This is a genomic window from Sphingomonas asaccharolytica NBRC 15499, assembly GCF_001598355.1.
Lineage (GTDB): Bacteria > Pseudomonadota > Alphaproteobacteria > Sphingomonadales > Sphingomonadaceae > Sphingomonas > Sphingomonas asaccharolytica.
In genome coordinates, this window is sequence record NZ_BCYU01000030.1 from 27,985 (window position 1) to 51,589 (window position 23,605).

The window sequence follows — 23,605 nt, forward strand, 5'->3', positions numbered from 1 at the left end:
CGCAATCAACGCATGGGCGCAATCCGATGTTTTACCAAGCGACCGAAAGCTCGGGCGGATTTAAACCGGTCATCGCAGCACGGTTCATGATATCGGCGCGGTTCAGGCGCGTGAAAATTTCTTCCTAAACTATCGGGCTTTTGTCTCGACAAGTCCTCATGAAGGCGGGGTGTGCCCCCGTTTGACGCGAGCTGGGGACAGGCGAGATGGTAGCGATATTCACGGGTCTTGGTGCGGGTGCCGAGCGTGGATCGGGCAACGTGCTGGGTGGGGCGGGGTTGCTTGGTGGAAGTTCGCTGGGTCGGTCGGCGGAGCAGGTGCTGCTCAACGCCGCGACCGGCAATCTGATGATCCAGCAAAAGGACGAAATGCTGGTCGGGTTGGGCCCCGATGCGTCGGTCGCGCGGACCTATAACACCCTGGGCGATCTCTCCGACGAGAATGGCGACAATTGGCGGCAATCGACCGACCGGCGGATCTATGGCCTGACCGGCACGGTCAACACGGCCGGCAGCACGGTCAAGCGCGTGTCGGCCGATGGTTCCGAAATCACCTATGGCTGGGACACCACCAAAAGTGCCTATGTCGCGAAAGACGGGTCGGGGGCGTACGACACGTTGACCTGGAATTCTGGTACCTCGGCCTGGACGTGGACCGACGGCAGCAGTCAGCTGACCGAGACCTATGGCCAGGCGTCGGGCAGCCAGTATCTGATCACCAAGCAGACGGATACGAGCGGCAATGCGGTCACCTTCAGCTACGTCACCGGCACGAGCCATCTCGACAAGGTGACGACCGCTGATGGGAGCGGCACGCAATATCTCCAGTACAGCTGGTCGGGCAACAACATCACCCAGATCACGACCAGCTACACCGACCTCGTCACCTCGACTGCCAGGACGCTGACCCGCACGCGCTACACTTACGACGGCTCCAACCGCCTCTCGACGGTGACGGTGGACCTCACTCCCAACGACAACAGCGTCGCCGATGGCAAGGTCTATACGACGACCTATACTTATGTCGGCGCGACCAAGATGGTCGCAACGATCACCGAGACCGACGGCTCGTCGCTGACGATCGGTTATGACGGCTCGAACCGGGTCCACACCTTGACCCAGACCGTCGCGACCGGCGTCACGCGTGTCACCACAATCGACTATTATTCGGGCTATTCGACCGTCACCGATGCCACCGGCCAGGTGACGCGGCTCGATTATGACGCCAACGACAACCTGACCAAGATCACGGCGCCCGCGGCCTCGGCTGGTCTCGCTTCGCAGGTGACGACCTTTGCCTATGATGGGAGCGGCAACGTCACCAGCGTCGTCGACCCGCTCGGCAATACGACCAGCTATTCCAGCTTCACCGCCAATGGTGTTGCCCAGACCATTACCGACCCGCTCGGCAACGTCACCACGCGCACCTATGGCTCGAAGAACGAGCTCCTCACCGAGACGGTGACCGGAGACGACCAGGCGGGGTCCGGCCAGTCGCATACGACGCGATACGTCTATGACGCGAACGATCGCCTCGCATTCTCGCTCACCGCCGACGGCAATGTCGTCGAACATCGCTACGTCCAGGCCGGCGAATGGCAGACCCTGACCTATGTCGGACAAGTCTACAATCTGAGCGGTTTGACCTCGAGCCAGGCACCGACGCTTGCCCAGATGACCTCCTGGGTGTCGGGACTCACCGACCCGACCGCGGTAAACCAGCGCCAGATCACCTACGATGCGCGCGGCAATATCACCAATGTCATCGACTATGGCAAGTCAACTTCGCCGGGCAGTGGTGCCACCGCTAACGGCTACAGCTACACGGATTACGTCTACGATCAGGCCGGTCAGCTCCTGTCGCGCCGGGACTATCAGCATACCGCCGAGACGTTCGTTTATGACGGCCTGGGGCGCGTGGTCGCGTCGGTCGACCTTCAGGGCAGCACCACCAGCGTGCTGTTCGATGACGCCAACGCGAAGACGATCGTCACACTCGCCAACGGCCTCACCCAGACCTCGACCTACAACAAGGCCGGCGACCTCATCGCTTCCACGCAGTCGGCGGCGGCCACTGTCAGCGCCAATCTGAAGCCGGACCTCACGAACGCGAGCCAGTGGACGACGTCCAATCTGAATGCGAGCGCGACGGCGATCGACGGCATCGCCGCCACGAAATTCCAGGTTTCATCGACAAACGGCAGTCTGGCAACTGGCCCATTCACGGTCGCGGCCGGTGATACGCTGACCTGGGAAGTCACCGTGATGGGGGTGACCGGAAGCCTGTCCGACATGTTCGGTTTTAACGGCAGCAGCAGCGCCTGGGGCGATGGCACCCAGGCGACCGCAACGATTCTGTCTGGGCCGGGCTCGATCACCGTCCAGAACGCTAGTGGCCCGAGCCAGATTTCTGGTCTGTCCGCCTCGACCGGGACGCGCGTGCGCATCACGCGTACGTTTAATACGGCAGAGACCGTCTACGGCTTCTTCTACGTTAAGGCGCCCAATACCGGCACCACTGCCGACGGCGTCGTCCTGTCCTCGCCCAATATCGTCAAGACGACGGCGGCCACCATCGGCACTAATCTCAAGCCCGATCTGTCGAATGCGGCGCAATGGGCCCTCAGTAACGTTGTGGCGTCCTCCGCCGGAACGATCGGCGGGGCGCCTGCGACCAAGTACGTTGTCCAATCCGCAGCCGGAGGCGGACTGAACCCGACCGGCATCTTCGCCGTGGGAGCGGGCGATACGCTGACCTGGGAGGTCACCATCCAGGGCGTCGGCACCACACTCCAGGACATGCTTGGTTTCTACGGCAATGGCGGCCTCGGCAATCCGGCGAGTGGCTGGGGAGATGGCAGCCTAATGACCGCCACGGTCCTGTCCGGGCCGGGGTCGATCACTGTCCAAAATCAGGGCCCGAGCACTATCACCGGGCTGTCGGCCACGACCGCAACCCGCATCCGCATCACCCGAACCTTCACGGCCGCCGAGAACGTATTCGGCAGTTTCTACGTCAAGACGTCAGGCGCCGGTGCAGTCGCCGGCGATGCGGTCATCCTGGCGTCGCCCAATATCGTCAAGACGACCGCCGCCGACCCTCAGATTACTCTTGCCGTATCGCGCTATGGCTACGACCAGCTTGGTCGCCTGCGGATCGCCAACGACGCGACCCAACACAACAGCTACATGATCTACGACAATGCCGGACGAAAGGTCGGCGATGTCGATCATTACGGCCAGCTGACCGAATATAAATATGACGCCAGCAATCGGATCATCGCGACAATTCGCTATGCAACAGCGCTCACGTCGACCCAGCTGACCACGCTCCAGAACCCGACCTCGTCGTTCGATCTGGCGACCAACCGTCCTGCTGACAATGCCGGCGATCTGTGGACGTTCAATGTCTACGACAAGGATGGCCAACGGGTCGAGACGATCGACGGCGCGGGTGACGCGACCGCCTATAGCTATGACGCGTCGGGCAAGCTGACTGGCACAACGGCCTATGCCAACAAGCTGACCGCCACCCAGATCGCCAACCTCAAGGCCAGTACATCGAGCACCAATCTGGCGCCGGATCTGTCGAACAACACGCAATGGGTGAAAGCCGGCGTCACGACATCGTCGGCGGGCACGATCGGTGGCGCCCCCGCCACGCAATTCACCACCCAGACGACCGGGGTCGGTGGCGGTCTCACCACCGGTTACTATGCCGTTTCCGCAGGCGACACCTTGACCTGGGAGGTGACGCTCAAGGGTGTCGGCACCACGCTCCAGGATATGTTCGGCCTCTATGGCAATGGCGGGCTCGGCAATCCCGCCAGCGGTTGGGGCGACGGCAGCCTGGCCACTGCGACCATCGTCTCGGGTCCAGGTTCGATCACCGTCCAGAATGGCGGCCCGAGCTTTGTTACGGGGCTGTCGACCTCGACCGAGACGCGAGTCCGCATCACTCGGACGTTCACGGCGGCGGAGAATGTCTACGGCTTCTTCTATGTGAAATCGTCGAACGGTGCCGCTGATACCGCCGGTGACGCCGTCATCCTCGCTTCGCCGTCGATTTACCACTCGCCAACGACGGCCGTCACCCTCCCCACCGCGGACAGCGCGCACGATGCTGCATCGCGGATCTTCTACGACAAGACCGGTCGTATAGTCGGCACGCTCGATGGCGAGGGATATCTCTCGACGATCACCTACGACGCCGGCGGGTTCAAGATTGCCGAGACGGCCTATGCGAACAAGCCGGCGAACGGGGCGACCGCCTCGTTCGCGACGCTTGCCGCCGGCACGAGTTCGTCTGATCGCACGACCCATTATGTCTACGACAATCAGGGTCTGCTCTGCTTCACCGTCGACGCGCAGAACCACGTCACCGAATATGTCTATCCGGCGCAGGCCTTGGCGGATGTCGTGGGCAAGTCGCGGCAGACCATTCAATATGCCGGGACGATCGGGACGACGAGTGCCTGGACGGTCACTGCTGTCCGAGCCGCCATCAATGCGGTCAGCGGGCTGGCGACCAACGCCAGCAATCGCTCAAGCTGGGCGATCTACGACGCCCACGAGAACCTTGCCTATTCGATCGACGCGACCGGCGCGGTTGTCGGCTATAAATATGACGCCATGGGTCACGTCATCAAGACGACCCGTTATGCAACACTCCGGGCGACCACCACGCTTCCGAACACCAGCGACATGGACAGCTGGGTGACGGCTTATGCGAGCGCCGCCAACGATCGCACCACGCGCAATTATTACGACGCGCGTGGTGATCTCACCTTCACGATCGACGGTGAGGGTTATGTCACGCGGTATGATTATGATGCCGAGGACCGTCAGGTCGGGACGGTCCGCTGGGATACGCCGGTCGCACTCGCCTCGATCAGCGACACAACGCTCGTCACCGACATTCCAGCGCTCGTCTCGGGCACCTATACCGCGATCGCCACCAGCTACGACATGGATGGGCGTGTCGCGACCACGACCGATGGCGTCGGAGCGGTCACCAGTTACGTCTACAATGCCAATGGCACGCTCAGCACCAAGACTGAAGGCTATGGCACGTCGGACGCGGTCCAGACCTATTATGTCTATGATGCCGCAGGACGCGTCGTCTCGCGCTACGACGCCTATGGGTCGAGCGACGTCACCCAGACCCAGTTCACCTATGACGCGTTCGGTCAGGTCACCTCGGTCACCGATCCGGTCGGCAATAAAAGCTATACCTATTACGATCGCTTAGGCCAGGTCGTCGCCACGCTCGATGCCGAGAACAACGCGACCGAGACCAGCTACAACGCTTTTGGCGAGGTGACTTCCGTCATCCGGCGCGGCAATCCGGGAAGTGGCACGGCCACCACCTACAATGCGCCGACGCCGGATACAGCGCGAGACGCGGTCACCAAGCTCTATTACGACACCCTGGGCCGCGTGGCGCGCAAGGTCGATGCCGACGGCTATGAGACCGACACCGCTTATACGGTGATGGGCGATGTCGCGTCGGTTTCCCGGTACAGGACCAACCTTTGGCCGGCCAATCTGGCCGCTGTAACGCATGTCAATTCGACGATAACGGGAACGCCGGCGCCCAACGACACGATCAACGGTGCGCCGGCCTATACTGTGGCGGTTTCGGCGGGCGGCGCGCCTGGGGCGATGACTTCGGCGGTGACCCCGGTCGCCAATGGCCAGTCGGTGACGTTCTCGTTCTGGATCAAGAAGGGCACGGTCAACTTCGCCGCCTTCGGGATCAAGGGTTCGACGAATCCTCCCTGGGGCGACAGCAGCGACACCGCGGTGGTCCTGAGCGGTAGCGGTACGATCAGCCAGTATAGCGGTTTGTGGTCGATCACTGGTCTTGATGCCAATCAACCCACGCTGGTCGTGGTAACGCGCACCTTCCATGCTGACGATAACGCATCGATCTATCTCTACGCAGGAACCAACACTTCTACGGCAGTCGCCGGCGATTCGATCGTGGTGGCTGATCTTCAGGCTTCGGTCGCGACCACCACCAAATTCACCTACGACAAGGCCGGTCGTGTCCTGACGACGACGGACGCGCTCAACCAGACCGAGACCTATACGCTCAACGCCTTTGGTGAGCGCCAGACCGCTACCAATGCGATCAACACGGTCGCGACCTATAATTATGATCGCCGCGGGCTGCTCAAGAGCCAGGTGGTGGATTCCGGGAGCGGCGGCAAGGCGATCACCAGCAGCTTCAGCTATGATGCGATGGGCCATCAGGTCCTAACGACCGATGCCCTCAATAATCCCAGCTCGATCGTCTATGATCGCGACGGACGCGTGATCCAGACGATCGACGCGCTGTCGAACGCGACCTTCTACACCTATGATCGCCGCGGCAATCTCGTCACGGTCAAGGACGCGCTGAACAACATCACGCGCCGCGCGTACGACAAGCTCGACCGGCTGATCTACACGGTCGATCCGCTCGGGAACGTCACCCAGAACAGCTATGACGGCGATGGGCGGATCATCGCGACCCGCGCTTATGCGACACCGATCTCGCTCACCAACCTGCCGACCGCACCCAGCGTCAGCGACATCCAGCCGCTGGTCACCTCAAACAGCACTGCCGACGAACAGACGCGGTCGGTCTATGACGGCATCGGGCGGTTGCGCTATACGGTCGATCCCGGCAATTTCCTGACCGAATATGATTATGATGCGCGCGGCAATGTCATCCGCCGCATTGCCTATACCACAGCGATCACCCCAGCTGCGACCTACACGCTGTCAGCGATCCAGACGCAGATCAATGCGATGAGCAGCACCGCCAAGGCGGCGGCGCGCATCACCCGCAACATTTATAGCACGGGTGGGAAACTCACCTACACGATCGACGCGCTCGGCGGCGTCGTCGCTTATACCTACGACGCGTTCGGCAATACGGTGAAGGAGGCGCATCTCCTCACGACCTACACTGCGACCGACGACCCGACCGATCGGGCGATGGCGACCTGGGTCGCGGCGAACGGCAGCACCAACGATCGCGTCACCCGTGCCATCTACGATCAGGACGGCCAGCTCCGCTTTGCGATCGATGCCGAGCAGTTCGTTACCCAATATACCTATGACGCCATCGGCGACGTGCGGTTCACCACGCGCTATGCCGACAAGTTCGACGGGCATGTCAATGCCGGGGTCGCTTACGCCGCCTTCACCGACAGCACGACTCTCGCCCAGGCACTGACCAATGTCGCGGTCACGCCGAGCGCGGCTGCGGCGGTGACCGAGCGCCAATATGACAGCGCCGGGCGGCTCTACAAGACGATCGACCCGATCGGCATGGTGACGTTGCTCACCCTCGACAAGCTCGGCCGCGCGGTCTCCACCGAAGTGGCGAGCGGCACCCAGGATGCGAGCGTCACGACGCGGACATTCGACGCGGTCGGCCATGTCACCTCGGTCACGCGCGCCGCCGGCCAGCCCGAAGCGAGCACCACCACGTCACGCTACGATGCGCTTGGCCGGCTGACCGGCACGCTCGACGGTAATGGCAGCCTCCAGCTGGCAGCGCTTGGGGCCAACCCGACCCAGGCGCAGATCGACAATGTCTATGCCATCTATGGCACGACCTATGGCTATGATGCCGCCGGCAATGTGGTGACGACGACGGTCGCGCTCGACGCCGGCACCAGCGCGGTCACGACCAAGACTTATGACGCGTTCGGCAATGTCGTGAAGCTGGTCGATCCGCGCAACAATGCCGGCTATTTTTATTACGACGCGCTCGACCGGCTGGTCTTGCAGATCGACCCCGAAGGCTATGCGACCGCGACCAGCTATACCGCGTCGGGCAAGATCGACACGGTCACCCGCTATGCCGCCAAGCCGACCGGCACGCCGACCGTCACTACCCGTCCAACCATCGTCTCCACGACCGGCGTGAACACCGGCGGCGATGCGGCGTCGAGCTTCGTCTACGACAAGCTCGACCACGTCACCGACACGACGCAGATCGTCGATACCAATGTCGCGGACAATATCCTCGAGCATTTCCATTATAACGTGTTCGGCGACCGCGACACGGCCACCAGCAAGCTCGGCAGCCTCACCACCAACGTCTACGACAAGCGCGGGCTGCTGGTGAGCGAGACCATGCAGGTCGACGCGAGCACGACCATCACCAACACCTATGCCTATGACGCGCGCGGCAACAAGATCCGCGTGACCGAGGCCTATGGTCTGCCCGAGCAGCGTACCACCACCTACGAATATTCGTTGGCCAACCTCGTCACGAAGAAGACTGGCGATGCGGTCCCCGTCCAGAACGCCGACAATCTCACCACCACCAACAAAGCGGTGGTCGAGAGCTATCAATACGACCTTCGCGGCAACCTCATCAAGGTGACCGACGCCAACAACGCCAGCAGCTATACTTATTATGACGATCTCGACCGCAAGGTCGCGGAGATCAACGCGGTCGGCACGCTGACCAAGCGCACGTTCGATGCGTCGGGCAACGTGAAGCTTCAAAGCATCTACGCGACCCCCATCACATCGCCGACGCTTGGTGGCACGGCCCCCGATGGCACAGGCGCTGGCGCGCATCGCGACACGCGGCTCAACTATGATCGCAACAATCGCCTGACCTCGACACTCGTCATGAGCGTGCAATATTATGAATATGTCGGCGGCAATTATGTCTACGCTTCCACCGACATCACGACGTTCACCAGCTATGATGCGGCGGGCAATGCGATCACCCAGACCGATGGTCGTGGCAACGTCACCTATACCTATTACAACAAGCTCGGCCAGAAGACCGCCCAGGTCGATGCCGCCAACTACCTGACGACCTGGGATCTCGATCACAACGGCAACGTCAAGAAGGAGACGCGGTTTGCGACCCAGCTGACCGGTGTACCCGGCACCAGTACCGCACCGGCCGCGCCGGCTGCGTCGAACGACGACCGGATCACCACCTTCCTCTACGATCTTGCCGGACGGCGCGTCTCGGAAAGCAGGCTCAACCTTCAAGCCTCCTCGCTCGATGCCAATGGCGCGCTGAGCACGAGCTCGGCTGCCTCTACCATCACCTATAGCTACAACGCGCTCGGCCAGGTCCTGCAGAAGACCGAGGCCAACGGCGACTATACCAAACAGGGCTATGACCTGCTTGGACGGGTCAAGCACACCGAGCAGAACGCATTCGTCGATTATCGTGGCGTGACAGTCACGCCCTCGACCGACATGACCTATAATGGCCTGGACGAGGTCGTCACGACGACCGTCCATGGCGACGGCACCGCCTCTGCCCCCGACCGCATCACGACCAACCTCTATGGCGCGGGCGGCCGCCTCCTGCGCACCACCGACGCCACCGGCTTTGCCACCAGCTATTTCTACGACAATGCCGGCAATGTCGTGGCGCAGACCTATGGCCGCCTCAAGGCCAATGGCTCGACCGAGAATGACGGCGTGTTCATCACCTATGACGCCGCCGGCCGCGAGACCAGCCGCAAGTCGGGCGTGCTCAACGGCAGCTGGACCTATGGCGACACCACTGACGAATATTATGACGCCTTTGGTGAAGTGATCGCGCGCGGCACCAACTCGGGCGGCAATATCGCCAATGCCCAGGAATTTGCCGAATATGACAATGCCGGACACGTCTGGCGCACCAACTTCAACGACGGCGTGACCAAGGCCTATGCCTATGACCGCAGCGGCAACGCCACCATGCTGCTCCAGGGCACCGGCAGCGTAAACCTCAAGAGCTATGCCAATCTCAACGCAATCTTCGCAGATTCCGGTCTCAACCACCCGATCACGCGGACCATCAGCATCTTCGATCAGCGCAACCAGCTGACCGGGACGATCCAGCCAACCAGCACCAATAATGGCGCCAGCCCGGCCACGGCGACGCCCAATGACACGACGGGGTCGGCCGGCTCGACTTACTATAACTCCAGCGCGTCTGTGGTGTCGGCCTCAAACACCGTTTTGACGGGTGCCCCAGCTTCAACATTGAGCTCAGTAAGTTCGGCGACCGTAAGTTCTAGCGCGAATGTCGTACTCAACTGGTATGAATCATTCTGGTTTTCTCAAGGGCAAGACCAGAGTTACGGAAATTACGACAATTGGGATATGAGCGTCCCGGCATCTTCTTTAAAAGGAAGTGGTGCCGTACACATCTTCCTTAACGGAAGCGAGATTCAGGTAAATATCGTAAAATCTTCTGATGGATCACTAAAAATATCTCCGTTGAGCGGATTCGAATTTCCAGAGGTTAGCGGCACAGTAAATCAGAATTTTTCTGTTTACCAAGAAGTCCCTGAAACTGGCGGGTCGCTTGTTTTGTTAGCAAGTCCCCAGGTGGCGGCTGATTTCATATATGGTGCTTATCAGACGAAAACCCTGAATGCGACGGTCTCGACGCCGGCAGCGCTGTTACTCAAGAACGAAAGCGCAAACGCCACTGCGGTTCGCGTGTTCGTGCGGTCGAATGGTTCCACTGGCGCCTATACCGAACTGAACGCGACGCAGTTACAAAACGCGGCCGGACAGAATGTCGTCGGCTGGTTCAGCCTCGACCTTACACAGTCGCCGTTCAACGGGTTAGCGGCGAACAGCAGCTGGGACATCAAATATCTCGCAATGGATGCAGCGGGAAATATTTACGATTCCAAGCAGGGGAATTTGTCGGTCGACGCGAGCGGCAACCCAAGCGAGCGGTTTGACCCTGTTGCAGTAGGCGGTCCCGGTCAGGCGATGCTGACTAATGGAGGTGGCCGCGACCTGCTAGTCCTGTCGGGCCTGCCATCGAACGCGACGCGCTTCCTGTATCGGACGGCGGGCAGCGCGAACGCCTGGACGACTATCGGAATCGCCGACGCGCCATTCGGACAACAAGGTCTGAAGTCGGTCGACGTCACCGGACTCGGAGGACCTATCGAATATTGGGTCGAACTGGCCAATGGTACCAAGCTCAACGGGACGTTTACGGTTGGCGGACAGCCGTCGGTCCTGACGCAATATGCCGACGGATCGCGCGCCGTGCAGCTGAATCCGCCTTCTGGCGTCACGGTCACTAACCAGCAATTCCGCTATCAACAGAACGGCGTCTGGTCGCAGTGGTTCACTCATGCCGGAGGAGGCAGTTGGACGTATGACGCGTCCGCATTGGCGGATTTCTACAGCGATCGCAGCTATCAGATCCAATACGAAACCTATAACGGCTCAACGCTCGTTTCGCAGGGCACCGGCACGCTAAAGCTGGGCTATACTGGCCAGAGCGTCAGCGGTTTCACCAATACGGTGGGCACGCCGGCCAAGGTGGTCTTCAACCCACAGCAGACAAACGCGACCTCGCTTCAACTCTATTGGCGCGATAAGGGCACGACTGGCCCGTTCAACGCCTCGACCGTCACCAAAGGCAGTGACGGCGTGTTCGTCTGGAACATAGATGCCGATCCCGCTCATCCGCGACCGGCAAACGGCACGCGCGCCCTCGAATATTATTACGATGCCTATGCGAGTGACGGCAGTAAGTTGCCGCCGCTCAACGGCGATGACCATGTTCAGGGTACTTTGACGCTGGGTAGCGACAGTTACACCAATCCGCAGAATCGAGAAATCTTCTGGTCTGCCCCTGCCTCAACGACAACGACGACATACTCCATCTATCGCGCGCAGAACTATAATGCGTTCGGCGAGATATCATCGGAGGTCGACGGCAAATCTGCGATCACGAGCCTTTACTACAACACGCTCGGCAAGCTCACCAAGAAGGTCAGCCCGCAGGTCAATGTCACCGATGAGGCCGGCAACACCAGCCTGCAAAATCCGACCGAGACCTATTATTACGATGTTTCGGGCCGCCTCATCGGCAAGCGCGACGCCAACAGCAATCTCGCCAACGGCCCGATCGCGCGCGCAACGCTGCTGGCCGGAAGCGGGCACGGCGGGGCCGATCCGCTGACGCTCATTCAATATAATCCCGACGGTACCAGGAAGAGCTTCGGCTATGACGTCTTCGGCGATCTGCGGACCTCGACCGACGAACTGAACGCGGTCACCAACAACAGCTACGACAAGGCCAGCCGGCTCATCGAGGTCGACCACCCCATGCGGGTCGGCGGCAATTCCGCGGGCGTCCAGCTCAAGGACTATTACGGCTATGATGGTCTCGGCCAGCGCATCACCCACACCAATTCGCTCTATGGCGCCTCGGTTGTTGAGAAGACCGATTACGACAATAAGGGGCGCGTCACGGCAACCACCGACTTTGCTGGTCGCACGACGAGCTATTCCTACAATTGGGTCACCATTGCGAGCGGTCTGATCGCCACCTCGGGCCTCGGCAATTTCGGTGGCTGGCAGACCATCACCACCAACGTCGCTGGCCTGACCTCTTATGAGAATGACGACATCTTCGGGCACGTGACGTGGCGCCAGGATTTCGGCGGCCACACCTTTGGCTACGGCTATGATCTCGCTGGCCATCTCGTCCAGCAGACCGGCTCAACCGGGCAATCGGTCTCCTACACTTATTACACCAACGGCTATATATCGAGCATCACTGACAATGCCCTGAAGATGAAGTCGACCTTCGAATATGACAGCGAAGGCAACCGCACGCTCGAAACCTATAACAGCACCGATGCGGCACCACGTTTCTATCAGAACGCGACCGTTAGCTACGACGCCCTGGGGCGCGTGAAGGAGTTCAAGGACGCCAAGGCCGATATCAGCTACAAATATGACGCCAACGGCAATCGCCGCGAGGTGAAGAGCGTCTATAATGATGGTGTGGGCGGCGGGCTGCAGACCCAGGACTATTGGTACAAATATGACAGCATGGACCGTTTCACCCTGACCATGGGGGCGCTGTCCGGGGGTGTTATCACGACCGGCGCTGTCGGCGTTGCCATCGGCTATGATGCGGCAGGCAATCGCCAGACCGCGAGCTATGGCGGGCATACCGACGTCTACAGCTACACGACCGACGGCTTTCTCGAGAACACGACGATAGATGGCGTGCTGCGCGCCAAGCGCACCAACGACACGCTTGGTCGGGTGACCGCCTACAACCAATATACCGCCAGCAGCGCCAACGATCTGTCGCGGTCGATGACCTATGATCGTGCCAACCGGGTCACCGACGAAACCGACGTCGACTATACCAATGGCAACGTCACGACGACGCTCCACAACGACTATCGGCTCTATGTCGCGGGGTCGGGCTATAGCGGTGCCGACCAGGGCGCGCTCACCCACACCCAGGCGGTCAAGCAGGGCGTCACCACCCAGACCGATTACAGCTATCAATGGTGGGATGACGCCAAGCAGATCGGGATCGTGATCGGCGCGACCAATCCCGCCAATCCCAATACCGGCCAATGGGGCAAGGGCTATACCCAGCTCAGCTATGACGTGAACGGTCATCTGGCGCAGGCGATCGACAATGCCGGCAATCGCGTGATGACCTATCAGAACGATGCCTATGGCCAGGTACTGGTGCGCGAGGAGAAGCTCGGTACCACCCTCGGCCCGCGCCAGCTTTATTATTATTTCGATGGCCATCGTATCGGCGATGTCGGCAATAACGGACCCGCCCCGAGCCTGACCGATTACGCGCAGGCACTGGCGGTCGATCGCAACGCGGCGCCGAGCAAGAACGGGTTCCGGTACGGCAAGCCGGTCGCAAGCGCCGATTTCGACCAGAACTTCCAGCCGATCAATGGCAGCTATCCCGACCAGTCGGGGACGACCTACACCGTGCGCACCGGCGACACGCTCCAGACCATCGCCCAGACGGCATGGGGCGATTCGAGCCTGTGGTACCTGATCGCAGATGCCAACGGGCTGACCGCAAGCACTTCGCTGGTCGCAGGACAAACCCTGCAGATCCCCAACAAGGTCACCAATTTCCACAACAACGCCAATACCTACCGGGTCTACAATCCCGGCGAGGCGATCGGCGACACCCTCCCCACCCTCCCGCCGCAACCTGCGCCGCCGGCGGCGGCATCGAAAGGCGGCTGCGGCGCGTTCGGGCAGATATTGATGCTCGTGGTCGCCGTCGCGGTCATCGCGGTCCTTCACGCGCCGGTCACCAATTTCCTCACCGGCGTGTTTACTGGTGCTACTGGTAGTGCCGGCGCTATCGCGGCGGCAGGAGCGGCGGCGATCACTGCCGGAACCGCGAAAGGTGCGATCGCCGCCGGGGCGATCGTTGGCGGCATAGTAGTAGGCGCAGCCAGTAGTCTCGCCAGCCAGGTCTTTGGCGTGGCGACGGGGATACAGGATAAACTGAATTGGAAGGGCGTTGCGCTTGCAGCGATCGGCGGAGGGGTCAGCGCTGGGATCGGCGCGGGCGGCCTATTTGGAAAAGCGGGGCTCGCCGGCAGCCTGGGCGTCGGTAGCAAGGTACTGCAAGCTGGCCTGAACGGCGCGGTCGGCAGCGCGGTGTCGCAGGGCATCGGCGTTGCGACGGGGCTGCAATCGAAGTTCGATTGGACCGGCGTCGCGGCGGCGGGCATCGGCGCGGTCGCATCGAATTCGATTCCCCTGGGTGGCTTTGGCGGCATGGTGCTGCGAAATACAACCGATGGTATCGCCCAAGCGGCGACGCGTAGCGCCATCCAGGGCACCGACTTCGGCGACAATGTGCTTGCTTCGCTGCCCTCCGTCATCGCCAATACCATCGGCGGTTTCGTGGCCGATCGCATTGCGGCATCGGGACAGCTGACCGAGCGAGCAAAAGCGCTGGCGGCAACGATCGATCCGACGATCCTGGACGACCCGCAGCGCTTCGCGTCGTTCCGCAGCGATTACAAGACGACCGTCAAGCTGATCGAGCGGCAAGCTGGCGGCGACAGTTCGAGCGTCATCGCCCGCCGGATCGCCGAAAGCGAGGGGCGGCTGCTGGCTGCGGCGCCGGACGCCGCTCCGCAACCGTCGATACAGCCTGGGTCGGGCGAACCCAGCGATATCGTGATCAAGGCCGATCGCATCTTGATGAGCTTTATGGATCAGATGGACACGGCCACTAAGGACCGGTTCACTGCTTGGGATATCAAGCTTCAGGCCGACCGCGACGCTTATGAAGACAGCCACCCAGGGTATACGCGCGAAATCCTGCCCACCGAACGAGCGACGGCGCTGGATTATCTGATCAAGGCGCCGTTCCTCAGAGCCGGTTCGTTCGTATACGACAACGTTCCGCTCGTGGGCACGGCCAAGACCGCCACGCAGCTCTATACCGGCCGCGATGTCATCACCGGCGAGCATATCAATCGCTGGGTCGAAGGTGGAGCACTGGCGCTCAGCCTTATCCCGTTCGGTAAAGCCGCCGGAAAAGCCGTTTTCGGGATCGGTGAAAGGGCGCTCGGGCGGACCGCAGAGAAGACGGCTCTATTGAGTTCTGCCGCAGAGGTGCCCGTGGTGTCGACGGGGAGAGCGCTTCAGGTGAGCATAAGGCCCCAAATTAACTTGAATCCAGCCGACTTTACCCCAGAAGAGGTTGCGTGGATAAACTACAAATATCAGATCGCCGAGGTGCGCGCGATAAGCGGCGCCGAAGTGAGCGAAGTAGGGGCTGGAGTGCCGTATTCGTATCGTTTGAGCCAAAAATTTGCTAGGGACACGCTAGTCCCTGGGCAGACGATATCAAGCGTGAGAATAGGAGATGTCGCGCCTGGAATGAATGTAGATGAGTTTGTGTCCCGGCAATGGGGGGGGCGACAAGTGCTAGAAAATCAGAATCTGGCACCGAGTCGACCGAATCAACTTATGGGCCCGCTGGAATTTAATGCGGCGAAAGGGCTACCTGTCGGTACGAAGTTAGACGGATTCTATGTTAACTGGCGCGCGAGGTAGGGTGACTGGAATGTTCGAGAGATTCATCCAAGCGTTTCCAAAAGAAATAAATGGAGAAGGGCTTGAAGATTTTGCCGATATCTCTGATTTAATTGAGCGGGAATTGCATGTCCCTGTGCCGAAAAAGCTTGCTCAATTTTGGGAAGATGTAGGAGTAGGGTATTTCGGCGAAAGAATGATTTACTTTTTTGGTGGCGCTTCAGATTCTGCTGCCAGAGATTCGCTGCTTGCCTGGAATACGAAAGATTTTTGGGAGGCTGTGTACCCGCCACCTGCACAAGGGGGGCCAGTTTTTTTTGCTGAAAATTGCTTTGGAGATCAGATTGGTTTTAGATGGAGTGATGGAAAGCCCATCTATATACTTTTTCTGGTTGATACATTTGAGTCGTTTGTTATCGCAACAAACGACGATGAGTTCTTTGAAGAATTAATGACGGATCGCTACAGCTTGGTTGATGAGGATCGCTATAGAGCTGTTTTTGATAAACTTGGTCCATTGAAGACCGGGATGCATTACGCACCATTGGTGAGCCCCATGCTCGGAGGAAGCGGGAGTTCTGATAATTTCTGCTTTGAGACACCGAATGTCCATTTCAGAACTGCTATTCAGACGTTTCTCACTAAAAAGCCGGCGCAATTCGAGGTGTGAGCCGCAGTGAGTGAAGTGTCCGTTGTATTTAACAACGGTCGGACAACCTCGAAAAATGCGACTTTGCCGGTCGTTACGGAGCGGCCGGCGCTGAATCGCTCCCGCATCGAAATCGCGGGATCGTTGGCGGTTTCGCCGCTACTCAGGTACCTAACGGGGCGTAAACTCGGTCGGGCGGGCTCAGGTCGGGCTTCGAGTTAGGCGAGTTGATTGAAGTTATAGGCGAGGTTGACCATGCCGGTCTTCACCTCAACTTCTGCCCGGCAAAGACATGCTCGATGGCCGAACGCGCCGGGGATCTTGCGGAATTAGCTAGGGCATGATGTTTTGGTAGGTCCTTGTCCCTCGGCTTGCGGAAATGGATGCGGGGGAGAGGCCTGCCATTTGCCGCGGCAGTTTCGTTGCCCTCGCGCGATAGGCGGCGTCGACCCAGACCGGCGAGACGGTGTTATTCGAGTCAAGCAACCCTTCGAACGGCCGGCTGTCATACGCGGCAGCGCCCGTTATGCTTCATCGTCGGAACAAGCCATGGTGCCGGTCGATCCTCAGTTTATTAGGCAACTAATGCCCGTGCGCTTGCCACGGCGCGGGCGCTGCGATCGCCCCCTCAGACGTGTATGAATTTGATCCAATGTGAATTTATTTGCCGGAGAGGGTTGACCGACTCGCCCGAGATGTGTCCCATATAGGGACAAGGGGACGGGGCAATGTCGGGTTTAGTGGATTCTGCCACAGCGGTGATGCGTGCGTCCTCGGCGCGCGTGGATCGGGCCGCGGTGAACGTGGCGAACGTATCGACGCCGGGCTTCAAGCGGCAGTTGCAATCGAGTGATCAGGTCAATGGCGACTTCGCTGCGACGCTCTCGCGGCTGCGCGTCGACATGCAGGCCGGCAAGCTCGTCGAGACCGGGCGTCCGCTCGATCTCGCCATCAACGGTAGCGGCTTCTTCCAGCTGAAGGCGGGCGATAAGCTGGTCTATTCGCGGCAGGGCAATTTCTCCCTGGCGAGCGATGGGCGGGTCATCACGCCGCAGGGTTATACGCTGCAGCAGGCCGGCGGCGGCGATCTGGTGCTCGACGCCGGAGTGGCCAAGATCGCGGCCGATGGCACCATTCTCGACGGCGACAAGCCGCTTGGTCAGATCGCGGTTTATTCGATCCGCGAAGGGGCGTCCGCGACGCCGCTCGACGGATCGCTGTTCACGCTCGCCGACGACGATGCCGAGGCGATCGCCACGCCGTCGCTGCGTCAGGGCGCGGTCGAGGCGTCGAACGTATCGCTGGGGGACGAGATGATATCGATGATGGGAGCGCTGCGGGGCGCTGAGACCGGGGCGAAACTCGTCCAGGTTTATGACGATCTAATGGGCAAGGCGATCTCCACCTTCGGGCAGGTCGGTCGATGAACGGCGCCTTCTATGTCGGCGCGGTCGGCCTGCAGGCGCAGGAGCGCGCGCTCGCCATCGTCTCGAACAACATCGCCAATATCAACACGCCGGCGTTCAAGCGCTCGGACGTCCGCTTCTCGACGGTGCTGGCGTCGCGCAATGATCCGGACGTGCCCGCGGCCAATGCGGCCGATCTGTTCTCCGCCGCGGGCGTGATGGCCTCGGCCGCGCCCTCGCTTGACGAGCCGGGCGACCTGCAATCGACCGGCAAGGCGAACGATCTCGCGATCAACGGGCGGGGGTTCATCGAACTGATGGGTCCCGGCGGCCAGACCTTGTTGTGGCGCGGCGGCGCGCTCAAGGTCGGCGATGACGGCATGCTGGCAGCGGCGGACAGCGGGCTGCCGCTCAAGGCGGCGATCAGCATGCCGACCGACGCGACGTCGTTCACCATCGCCGCCGATGGCTCGGTGAACGCGGTCACCTCTGCCGATGCGGCGCCGGTCGAGATCGGCAAGATCTCGCTGGTGACCGCTGACGATACGAGCGGACTGACCGCGCTTGACGGCGGCCTCTATTCAATCGGCGACGAGAGTCGGATGCGCGAGGCGGTCGCCGGCGAAGACGGGGCAGGGACCCTGGTGCAGGGGTCGGTCGAGCGTTCGAACGTCGAGATGACCGGCGAAATGGTCGAGCTGATGCTCGTCCAGCGCGCTTATGCCGCCAACGCGCAGATCGTCCAGGCAGCTGATCAGCTGATGTCGATCGCCAACGACCTCCGGCGCTGAGATGATGGCATTCGTCCTGGCCGCCGCGTTCGCCGGCGGCGGCTCCCTGGTGTTGGCCGATCGTGGCGAGATCGTCTTATCGCGGCCGGCGGTGACGCTTGCCGACGTTGCTGGGCGGGGCGGTCTCGGGCGCCTTGGTGTAGTGGAGATTGCGCGGCTGCCGGTCGGCCGCGATCGCCTGTCGCTGTCGCGACGCGCGATCGCCACCCTGGTGCGCCGCGCGGTGCCCGGGATGGTGGTGGAGGGCGGCGACGCCCGGATCGTGACGTTTCGGTATGTTCGCCGGGCCGAGGTGGGCGCAGGCGGGTGTCAGGTGACCAGCGCCGCAATCGCGGCGGGCACCGCCATCACGCGCGACAAGATTGCGGCAGGGCCGTGCACGGCGGCGGCAGCGATCCGCTACGGCGCCGCGCGCGGTTATCTCGTCGCGCGGCGCGATCTTCCTGCTGGAAGCCCGCTCGGCCATCTGGTGGTGCCGCCACCTGCGACCGTCGCAAAGGGAGACTCCATGACCTTGGTGTCGCGTGCCGGCCCGGTCACGGTCGAACGTCCAGTGATCGCGTTGCAGTCGGGCAGCGTCGGCAGGCGGGTGTTCGTCCGCGACAGCCGCGGTCATGTATTCGCCGCGCCGGTCGCGACGGTGACGCCATGAGGATTCTGATCACGCTCCTCGCCCTAATCGCGCTGCCTGTCGGCGCGGCGCATGCCGACGATCTCTACAAGCGCAGCAACTGGTCGGCGATGAGCGCCGATCGCCGCGCCACCGCGGTCGGCGATCTGTTGACCGTCGTGGTTTACGAGAATGCGGAATCGACCAATACGACGAAGACCGATTCCAAGCGCAGCACGCAGGTCGGCGGATCCGTCTCCGGCGGGAAGCTCAGCGAGAGCGGCAGCCTTCAGTTCGGCGGCGGCTATTCGGGCGGCGGCGCGGTCACGCGCAGCGATAAGCTGGTCGCGCAGATCACGGTGACCGTCCGGTCGGTGCTGCCCAATGGCGACCTTATGGTGTCGGGCCAGCAGACGATGAAGCTCAACGGCGAGAACACGCTGATCGGGATCGAGGGGCGCATCCGCCCCGAGGACATCGAGGCCGACAACCGCATCCTGTCGAGCCGGATCGCCGACGCGAAGATCATCTATGACGGCAAGGGGTTCGTCGCGCGTAGCGCCAAGCCTGGGCTGGTCGCCCGTGTATTTCGCTTCCTGGGGCTGGGGTGATGCGGCATCGGGGGGCATTCCCACTGCTGGCGCTGCTTCTTGCCGGCCTTGCCGTGCCCGCGAGCGCGGGCGCGCGGCCTGCGACGGCCGGCGTTCCGCTGTCGGGCATCGGTCGGTTCCAGGGATGGCGTGACAATGCGCTGATTGGCTACGGCCTGGTGACCGGGCTGGCGGGATCGGGCGATACGCGGCGTAACGGGGTCACCCGCCAGGCCTTGCGCAACGTGCTCAGCCGGCTCGGGACCAGCGTCACCGATGACGAGATCAACAGCCGCAACGTCGCGGTCGTCATCGTCACCTCGACCTTGCCCGCCTCGGCCAATGTCGGCGACCGGCTGACCGTCACGGTCTCGTCGATCGGCGACGCCCGCAGCCTGGCGGGCGGCACCCTGCTGATGACGCCACTGCTTGGGCCCGACCAGCATGTCTATGCCTTGGCGCAGGGGCCACTGCTGGCTGGGGGCTACGACTTCAAGAGCGATCTCAACCGCGAGCAGCGCAACTATCCGACGACCGCGATGCTGGAGGCCGGCGCGACGGTCGAGACCGCGGTCGACTCGCAATTGCTGGCGAGCGACGGCACCGTCGGCTTCGTCTTGAGCGAGCCGAGTTTCGAAGGCGCCGAGCGCATCGCAGAGGCGATCAACATGCAGTTCGGGCCGGGCGTCGCCTCGGTCAAGAATGCCGATGAGGTACGGATCGCGTTTCGTGGCGAGGCCAGCCAGTTCGCCGGGTTCATGGCGCGGCTGGAAAGCCTGCCGGTCGAGCCCGTCCGCGTGGCCCGGGTGGTGATCAACGAGCGCACCGGGACGATCGTCGCGGGCCGCGACGTGCGCATCTCGAGCGTGGTGATCGCCCAGGGCGACCTCAAGGTCACGATCACCGGCGAGCGCACCGCGTCGCAGCCCAATTTCGCCGGCGGCTTCGCCAGCGATCTCGATTCGGTCGGGAGCCTCGTCGTCACCAACACCAAATTGACCGTCGAGGATCGCAAGCGCGACACTGTCGTCAATTTCCCCAACACCACCGTCGCCGATCTCGTCCAGGGCCTGTCGCGGGCCAAGGTCGACACCCGCGGCATCATCAGCGTGCTGCAGGCGATCAAGGCCGCCGGCGCGCTCCACGCCGCCATCCTCGTTCAATAAGGTACCCACTCGTGGATCCTGTCTCAGCTGCGCTCATCACCAAGTCGTTGGACGGCCTCGCGCTCCGGCTCGAGGTGACCGCGACCAACATCGCCAATGCCAATTCCAGGACCTACCGGCCGCCGTCGCGCGTGACCTTCGAGGACAGCCTGAGGGCCGCCGCCGCCAAGGGTCCCGACGCGATCGCCGCGGTCGAGCCGAGGATCGAGGCGTTGCCGCGGGCGCCGTTCGGCGACGAGCCGCGGACCGATCTCGAGCTCGATACCGCCGCTTCCACGGCCGGGCGCTATTCGGCGCTGATCGACTTGCTCGGCCGCCAATTCGACATTTCGCGCACCGTCATCCGGGGAGGCCAGTAATGAGTAACGCCATGGCGATCAGCCGCTCGGGGCTCGATGTCGAGTGGCAGCGGCTGCAGGTCATCGCCCAGAACCTCGCCAATCTGAACACGAGCCGCACCGCCTCGGGCGATCCCTATCGCCCGATGCGCGTCATCTCCGGGCCTGACGCGAGCTTCGCCGACGCGCTTGCCCGCAAGGGCGCCGTCAGTCAGCCCGGACCCGTTCGCGTGCTCGGGGTCGAGGCGATGCCGGGCGGGGTACGCCGGGTCTATGATCCCAGCGATCCGTCGGCCGGCGCCGACGGGTTCGTCAATCTGCCCGCCATCGATCAGGCCTCGGAAATGACCTTGATGATCCGTACCTCGCGCTCCTACGAGGCCAATCTGACCGCGCTCGCGATCGAGCGCCAGATGTTCTCCAGCGCACTCAATCTCGGGCGGTCGTCATGAGCGCGATCGCCGCGATCGACAGCGTGCTGGCGGCCCCGCCGGCGCTCACCACGCTCGGGCCGGTGGCCGCCGCGCCGCAGCCGGCACCGGCGGCGAGTTTTGGCGACATCCTCTCGGCCGGCATGCAGGGGGTCGAAGGCAAGCTTGCCACCGCCGACGACATGGTACGCAAGTTCACGCTCGATCCGAATGTGCCGATCCATCAGGTGACCTTCGCGCTCGAACAGGCACGGCTGTCGGTCGAACTGGCGATGCAGGTGCGCGGGCGCCTGCTCGACGGATACCGGGAACTCATGAACATGCAGCTCTAGCCGCGGATCGCCGACCATGAGTGATGCGTCCCCCCAGCGGCAATTGCCGGTCCGCCTGATCGCGATCGTGTTCGCCGTGGTCTTCGGGCTGCTGGCGCTCGGCTATTTCCTGTTCCTCCGCCCGGGCTACGTGCCGGTGTTCAGCAATCTGCGTCCCGCCGCGGCTTCGGCGGTCGCGGCCCAGCTCGACGCCAAGAATATCGCATACCGACTCGGCGATAACGGCGCCAGTATCGCGGTGCCGTCGGACCAGGCGGACCAGGCGCGGCTGCTGATCGCCGGATCCGATATCGCGCTCAAGGGAGGCGTGGGCTTCGAGCTGTTCAACAAGTCCGACATGGGCCTCACCGACTTCGCGCAGCGGATCAATTACCAGCGCGCGCTCCAGGGTGAGCTCGAGCGCACGATCATGCTGATCGACGAGGTCGAGACCGCCCGCGTCCATCTGGCGATGCCCGAGCGCTCGCTGTTCCGCAGCGAACGCAGCCCGTCCAAGGCCGCGGTCGAGCTGATCACCAAGGAAGGGCGCCAGCTCGACAGCGACCGTGTCGCCGGCATCCAGCGTCTGGTGGCCTTCGCCGTGCCCGATCTGGCGCCCGGCGATGTCGTGATCGTCGACGCGGATGGCCGGGTCCTGAGCCAGTTGAGCGCGCCCGAGGTAACGCTCGCGCCGGACGCCGAGGAGCAGCAGGCGGTCCAGCGCTACTATCGCGCGCGGGTGCGCGCCGCGGTCGAACCGGCCTTGCCAGGGGTGCAGACCGACGTCCGCGTCATCGTCCTCGGCAAGGACGAGGTCGATGTTCCAGAGGCACCGGCGCCGGCACCCGCCGCGAGCGCGACGCCGGTGGCGATCGCGACCCCGGCCGGCACCGCGACGCCTGCGACCCCGCCCAATGCGCCGAAGCGCAATTTCCGTCTGCGCATCATCGTCGCGACCGCCATGCCGCTCGACCCTGATCAGAGCCGGTTGGCGCGCAACGAGATCGCCGCCGCGGTCGGGCTAGACGAAGCGGCGGGCGACGAACTTACCTTCCAGATCGGGCTCGGCCCGACCGGCGAGACCACCCCGGCGGCGCGAACGGCGGCGGCTCCTGTCGCTGCCGTTCCGCCTGTCGGGAGCCCCGCCGGTGCTGCTCGCTTCGGCGGGTTCTGGCTGTACGTGCTGATCGCCGTCGCTCTCCTTCTGCTGGCGGCGCTGGCGCAGGGGGTCCGGTCCGCGATGCGGACGCCGCGCCTGTCGGCCGGCGAGCGCGAAGCGATGATCGAACGCATCCGCGCGGCCCTGCGCGATCCGGACCTGGCCAATGCCGGCTGACCCGCTCACCGCGGTCGCGCGCGATCTCGCCGCGCTGGCGGGCAGCGATCGCCGCGCGATCCTGGCCGGGCTCGACGCGGACGAACGCGACCGGCTGCAGGCGGCGATGCGGGGCCAGCGGCCGGCGGCACCGCC

11 protein-coding genes are annotated in these 23,605 nt (G+C 62.5%); all 11 read left to right on the plus strand.

Annotation, left to right across the window (positions count from 1 at the left end; genetic code table 11):
• Positions 1-206: 206 nt before the first annotated feature.
• The 11 genes from SAS01S_RS10195 to fliF all read left to right on the plus strand — a co-directional run bounded on the left by SAS01S_RS10195 (position 207) and on the right by fliF (position 23,470).
• A complete protein-coding gene (locus tag SAS01S_RS10195; RefSeq protein WP_066807580.1) occupies positions 207-15,863 on the plus strand; it encodes a pre-toxin TG domain-containing protein in 15,657 nt (5,218 codons plus the stop codon).
• 10 nt (positions 15,864-15,873) lie between these two features.
• On the plus strand, positions 15,874-16,512 hold the full coding sequence (locus SAS01S_RS22520) for an SMI1/KNR4 family protein (RefSeq protein WP_157082767.1): 639 nt from the start codon (positions 15,874-15,876) through the stop codon (positions 16,510-16,512).
• 707 nt (positions 16,513-17,219) lie between these two features.
• Entirely contained in the window at positions 17,220-17,918 is a 699-nt protein-coding gene (locus SAS01S_RS23265) for a flagellar hook-basal body protein (RefSeq protein ID WP_084238782.1), read from the plus strand.
• Positions 17,915-18,688, plus strand: a complete 774-nt coding sequence (locus SAS01S_RS10205) for a flagellar hook-basal body protein (RefSeq protein ID WP_066807582.1) — start codon at positions 17,915-17,917, stop codon at positions 18,686-18,688. The genes SAS01S_RS23265 and SAS01S_RS10205 overlap by 4 nt, the downstream gene beginning before the upstream one ends.
• Before the next feature lies 1 nt (position 18,689).
• The gene (locus SAS01S_RS10210; RefSeq protein ID WP_066807583.1) at positions 18,690-19,340 is read left to right on the plus strand and encodes a flagella basal body P-ring formation protein FlgA; all 651 of its coding nucleotides are present in this window, start codon (positions 18,690-18,692) and stop codon (positions 19,338-19,340) included.
• Positions 19,337-19,909 (plus strand): flagellar basal body L-ring protein FlgH, encoded by a 573-nt coding sequence (locus tag SAS01S_RS10215; RefSeq protein WP_066807584.1) that lies wholly within the window; start codon positions 19,337-19,339, stop codon positions 19,907-19,909. The genes SAS01S_RS10210 and SAS01S_RS10215 overlap by 4 nt, the downstream gene beginning before the upstream one ends.
• Entirely contained in the window at positions 19,909-21,054 is a 1,146-nt protein-coding gene (locus tag SAS01S_RS10220; protein WP_066807585.1) for a flagellar basal body P-ring protein FlgI, read from the plus strand. The genes SAS01S_RS10215 and SAS01S_RS10220 overlap by 1 nt, the downstream gene beginning before the upstream one ends.
• 11 nt (positions 21,055-21,065) lie before the next feature.
• Positions 21,066-21,413, plus strand: a complete 348-nt coding sequence (locus SAS01S_RS10225; RefSeq protein ID WP_066807586.1) for a flagellar basal body rod protein FlgB — start codon at positions 21,066-21,068, stop codon at positions 21,411-21,413.
• Positions 21,413-21,844, plus strand: coding sequence for a flagellar basal body rod protein FlgC (flgC, locus tag SAS01S_RS10230; protein ID WP_066807587.1), 432 nt, complete (start codon positions 21,413-21,415; stop codon positions 21,842-21,844). The genes SAS01S_RS10225 and flgC overlap by 1 nt, the downstream gene beginning before the upstream one ends.
• Positions 21,841-22,155: a flagellar hook-basal body complex protein FliE gene (fliE, locus tag SAS01S_RS10235; RefSeq protein WP_066807588.1), complete on the plus strand. Its 315-nt coding sequence runs from the start codon at positions 21,841-21,843 to the stop codon at positions 22,153-22,155. The genes flgC and fliE overlap by 4 nt, the downstream gene beginning before the upstream one ends.
• A gap of 16 nt (positions 22,156-22,171) precedes the next feature.
• Positions 22,172-23,470: a flagellar basal-body MS-ring/collar protein FliF gene (fliF, locus tag SAS01S_RS10240; RefSeq protein ID WP_084238784.1), complete on the plus strand. Its 1,299-nt coding sequence runs from the start codon at positions 22,172-22,174 to the stop codon at positions 23,468-23,470.
• Positions 23,471-23,605: the final 135 nt, after the last annotated feature.

What these genes read in the sequence shown, in the direction of transcription:
- fliE (WP_066807588.1), top strand. Translation starts at nt 21,841, where the DNA reads ATGAGCGCGATCGCCGCGATCGACAGCGTGCTGGCGGCCCCGCCGGCG.
- SAS01S_RS10205 (WP_066807582.1), top strand. Translation starts at nt 17,915, where the DNA reads ATGAACGGCGCCTTCTATGTCGGCGCGGTCGGCCTGCAGGCGCAGGAG.
- SAS01S_RS10210 (WP_066807583.1), top strand. Translation starts at nt 18,690, where the DNA reads ATGATGGCATTCGTCCTGGCCGCCGCGTTCGCCGGCGGCGGCTCCCTG.
- SAS01S_RS10195 (WP_066807580.1), top strand. Translation starts at nt 207, where the DNA reads ATGGTAGCGATATTCACGGGTCTTGGTGCGGGTGCCGAGCGTGGATCG.
- fliF (WP_084238784.1), top strand. Translation starts at nt 22,172, where the DNA reads ATGAGTGATGCGTCCCCCCAGCGGCAATTGCCGGTCCGCCTGATCGCG.
- SAS01S_RS23265 (WP_084238782.1), top strand. Translation starts at nt 17,220, where the DNA reads ATGTCGGGTTTAGTGGATTCTGCCACAGCGGTGATGCGTGCGTCCTCG.
- SAS01S_RS10220 (WP_066807585.1), top strand. Translation starts at nt 19,909, where the DNA reads ATGCGGCATCGGGGGGCATTCCCACTGCTGGCGCTGCTTCTTGCCGGC.
- flgC (WP_066807587.1), top strand. Translation starts at nt 21,413, where the DNA reads ATGAGTAACGCCATGGCGATCAGCCGCTCGGGGCTCGATGTCGAGTGG.
- SAS01S_RS22520 (WP_157082767.1), top strand. Translation starts at nt 15,874, where the DNA reads ATGTTCGAGAGATTCATCCAAGCGTTTCCAAAAGAAATAAATGGAGAA.
- SAS01S_RS10215 (WP_066807584.1), top strand. Translation starts at nt 19,337, where the DNA reads ATGAGGATTCTGATCACGCTCCTCGCCCTAATCGCGCTGCCTGTCGGC.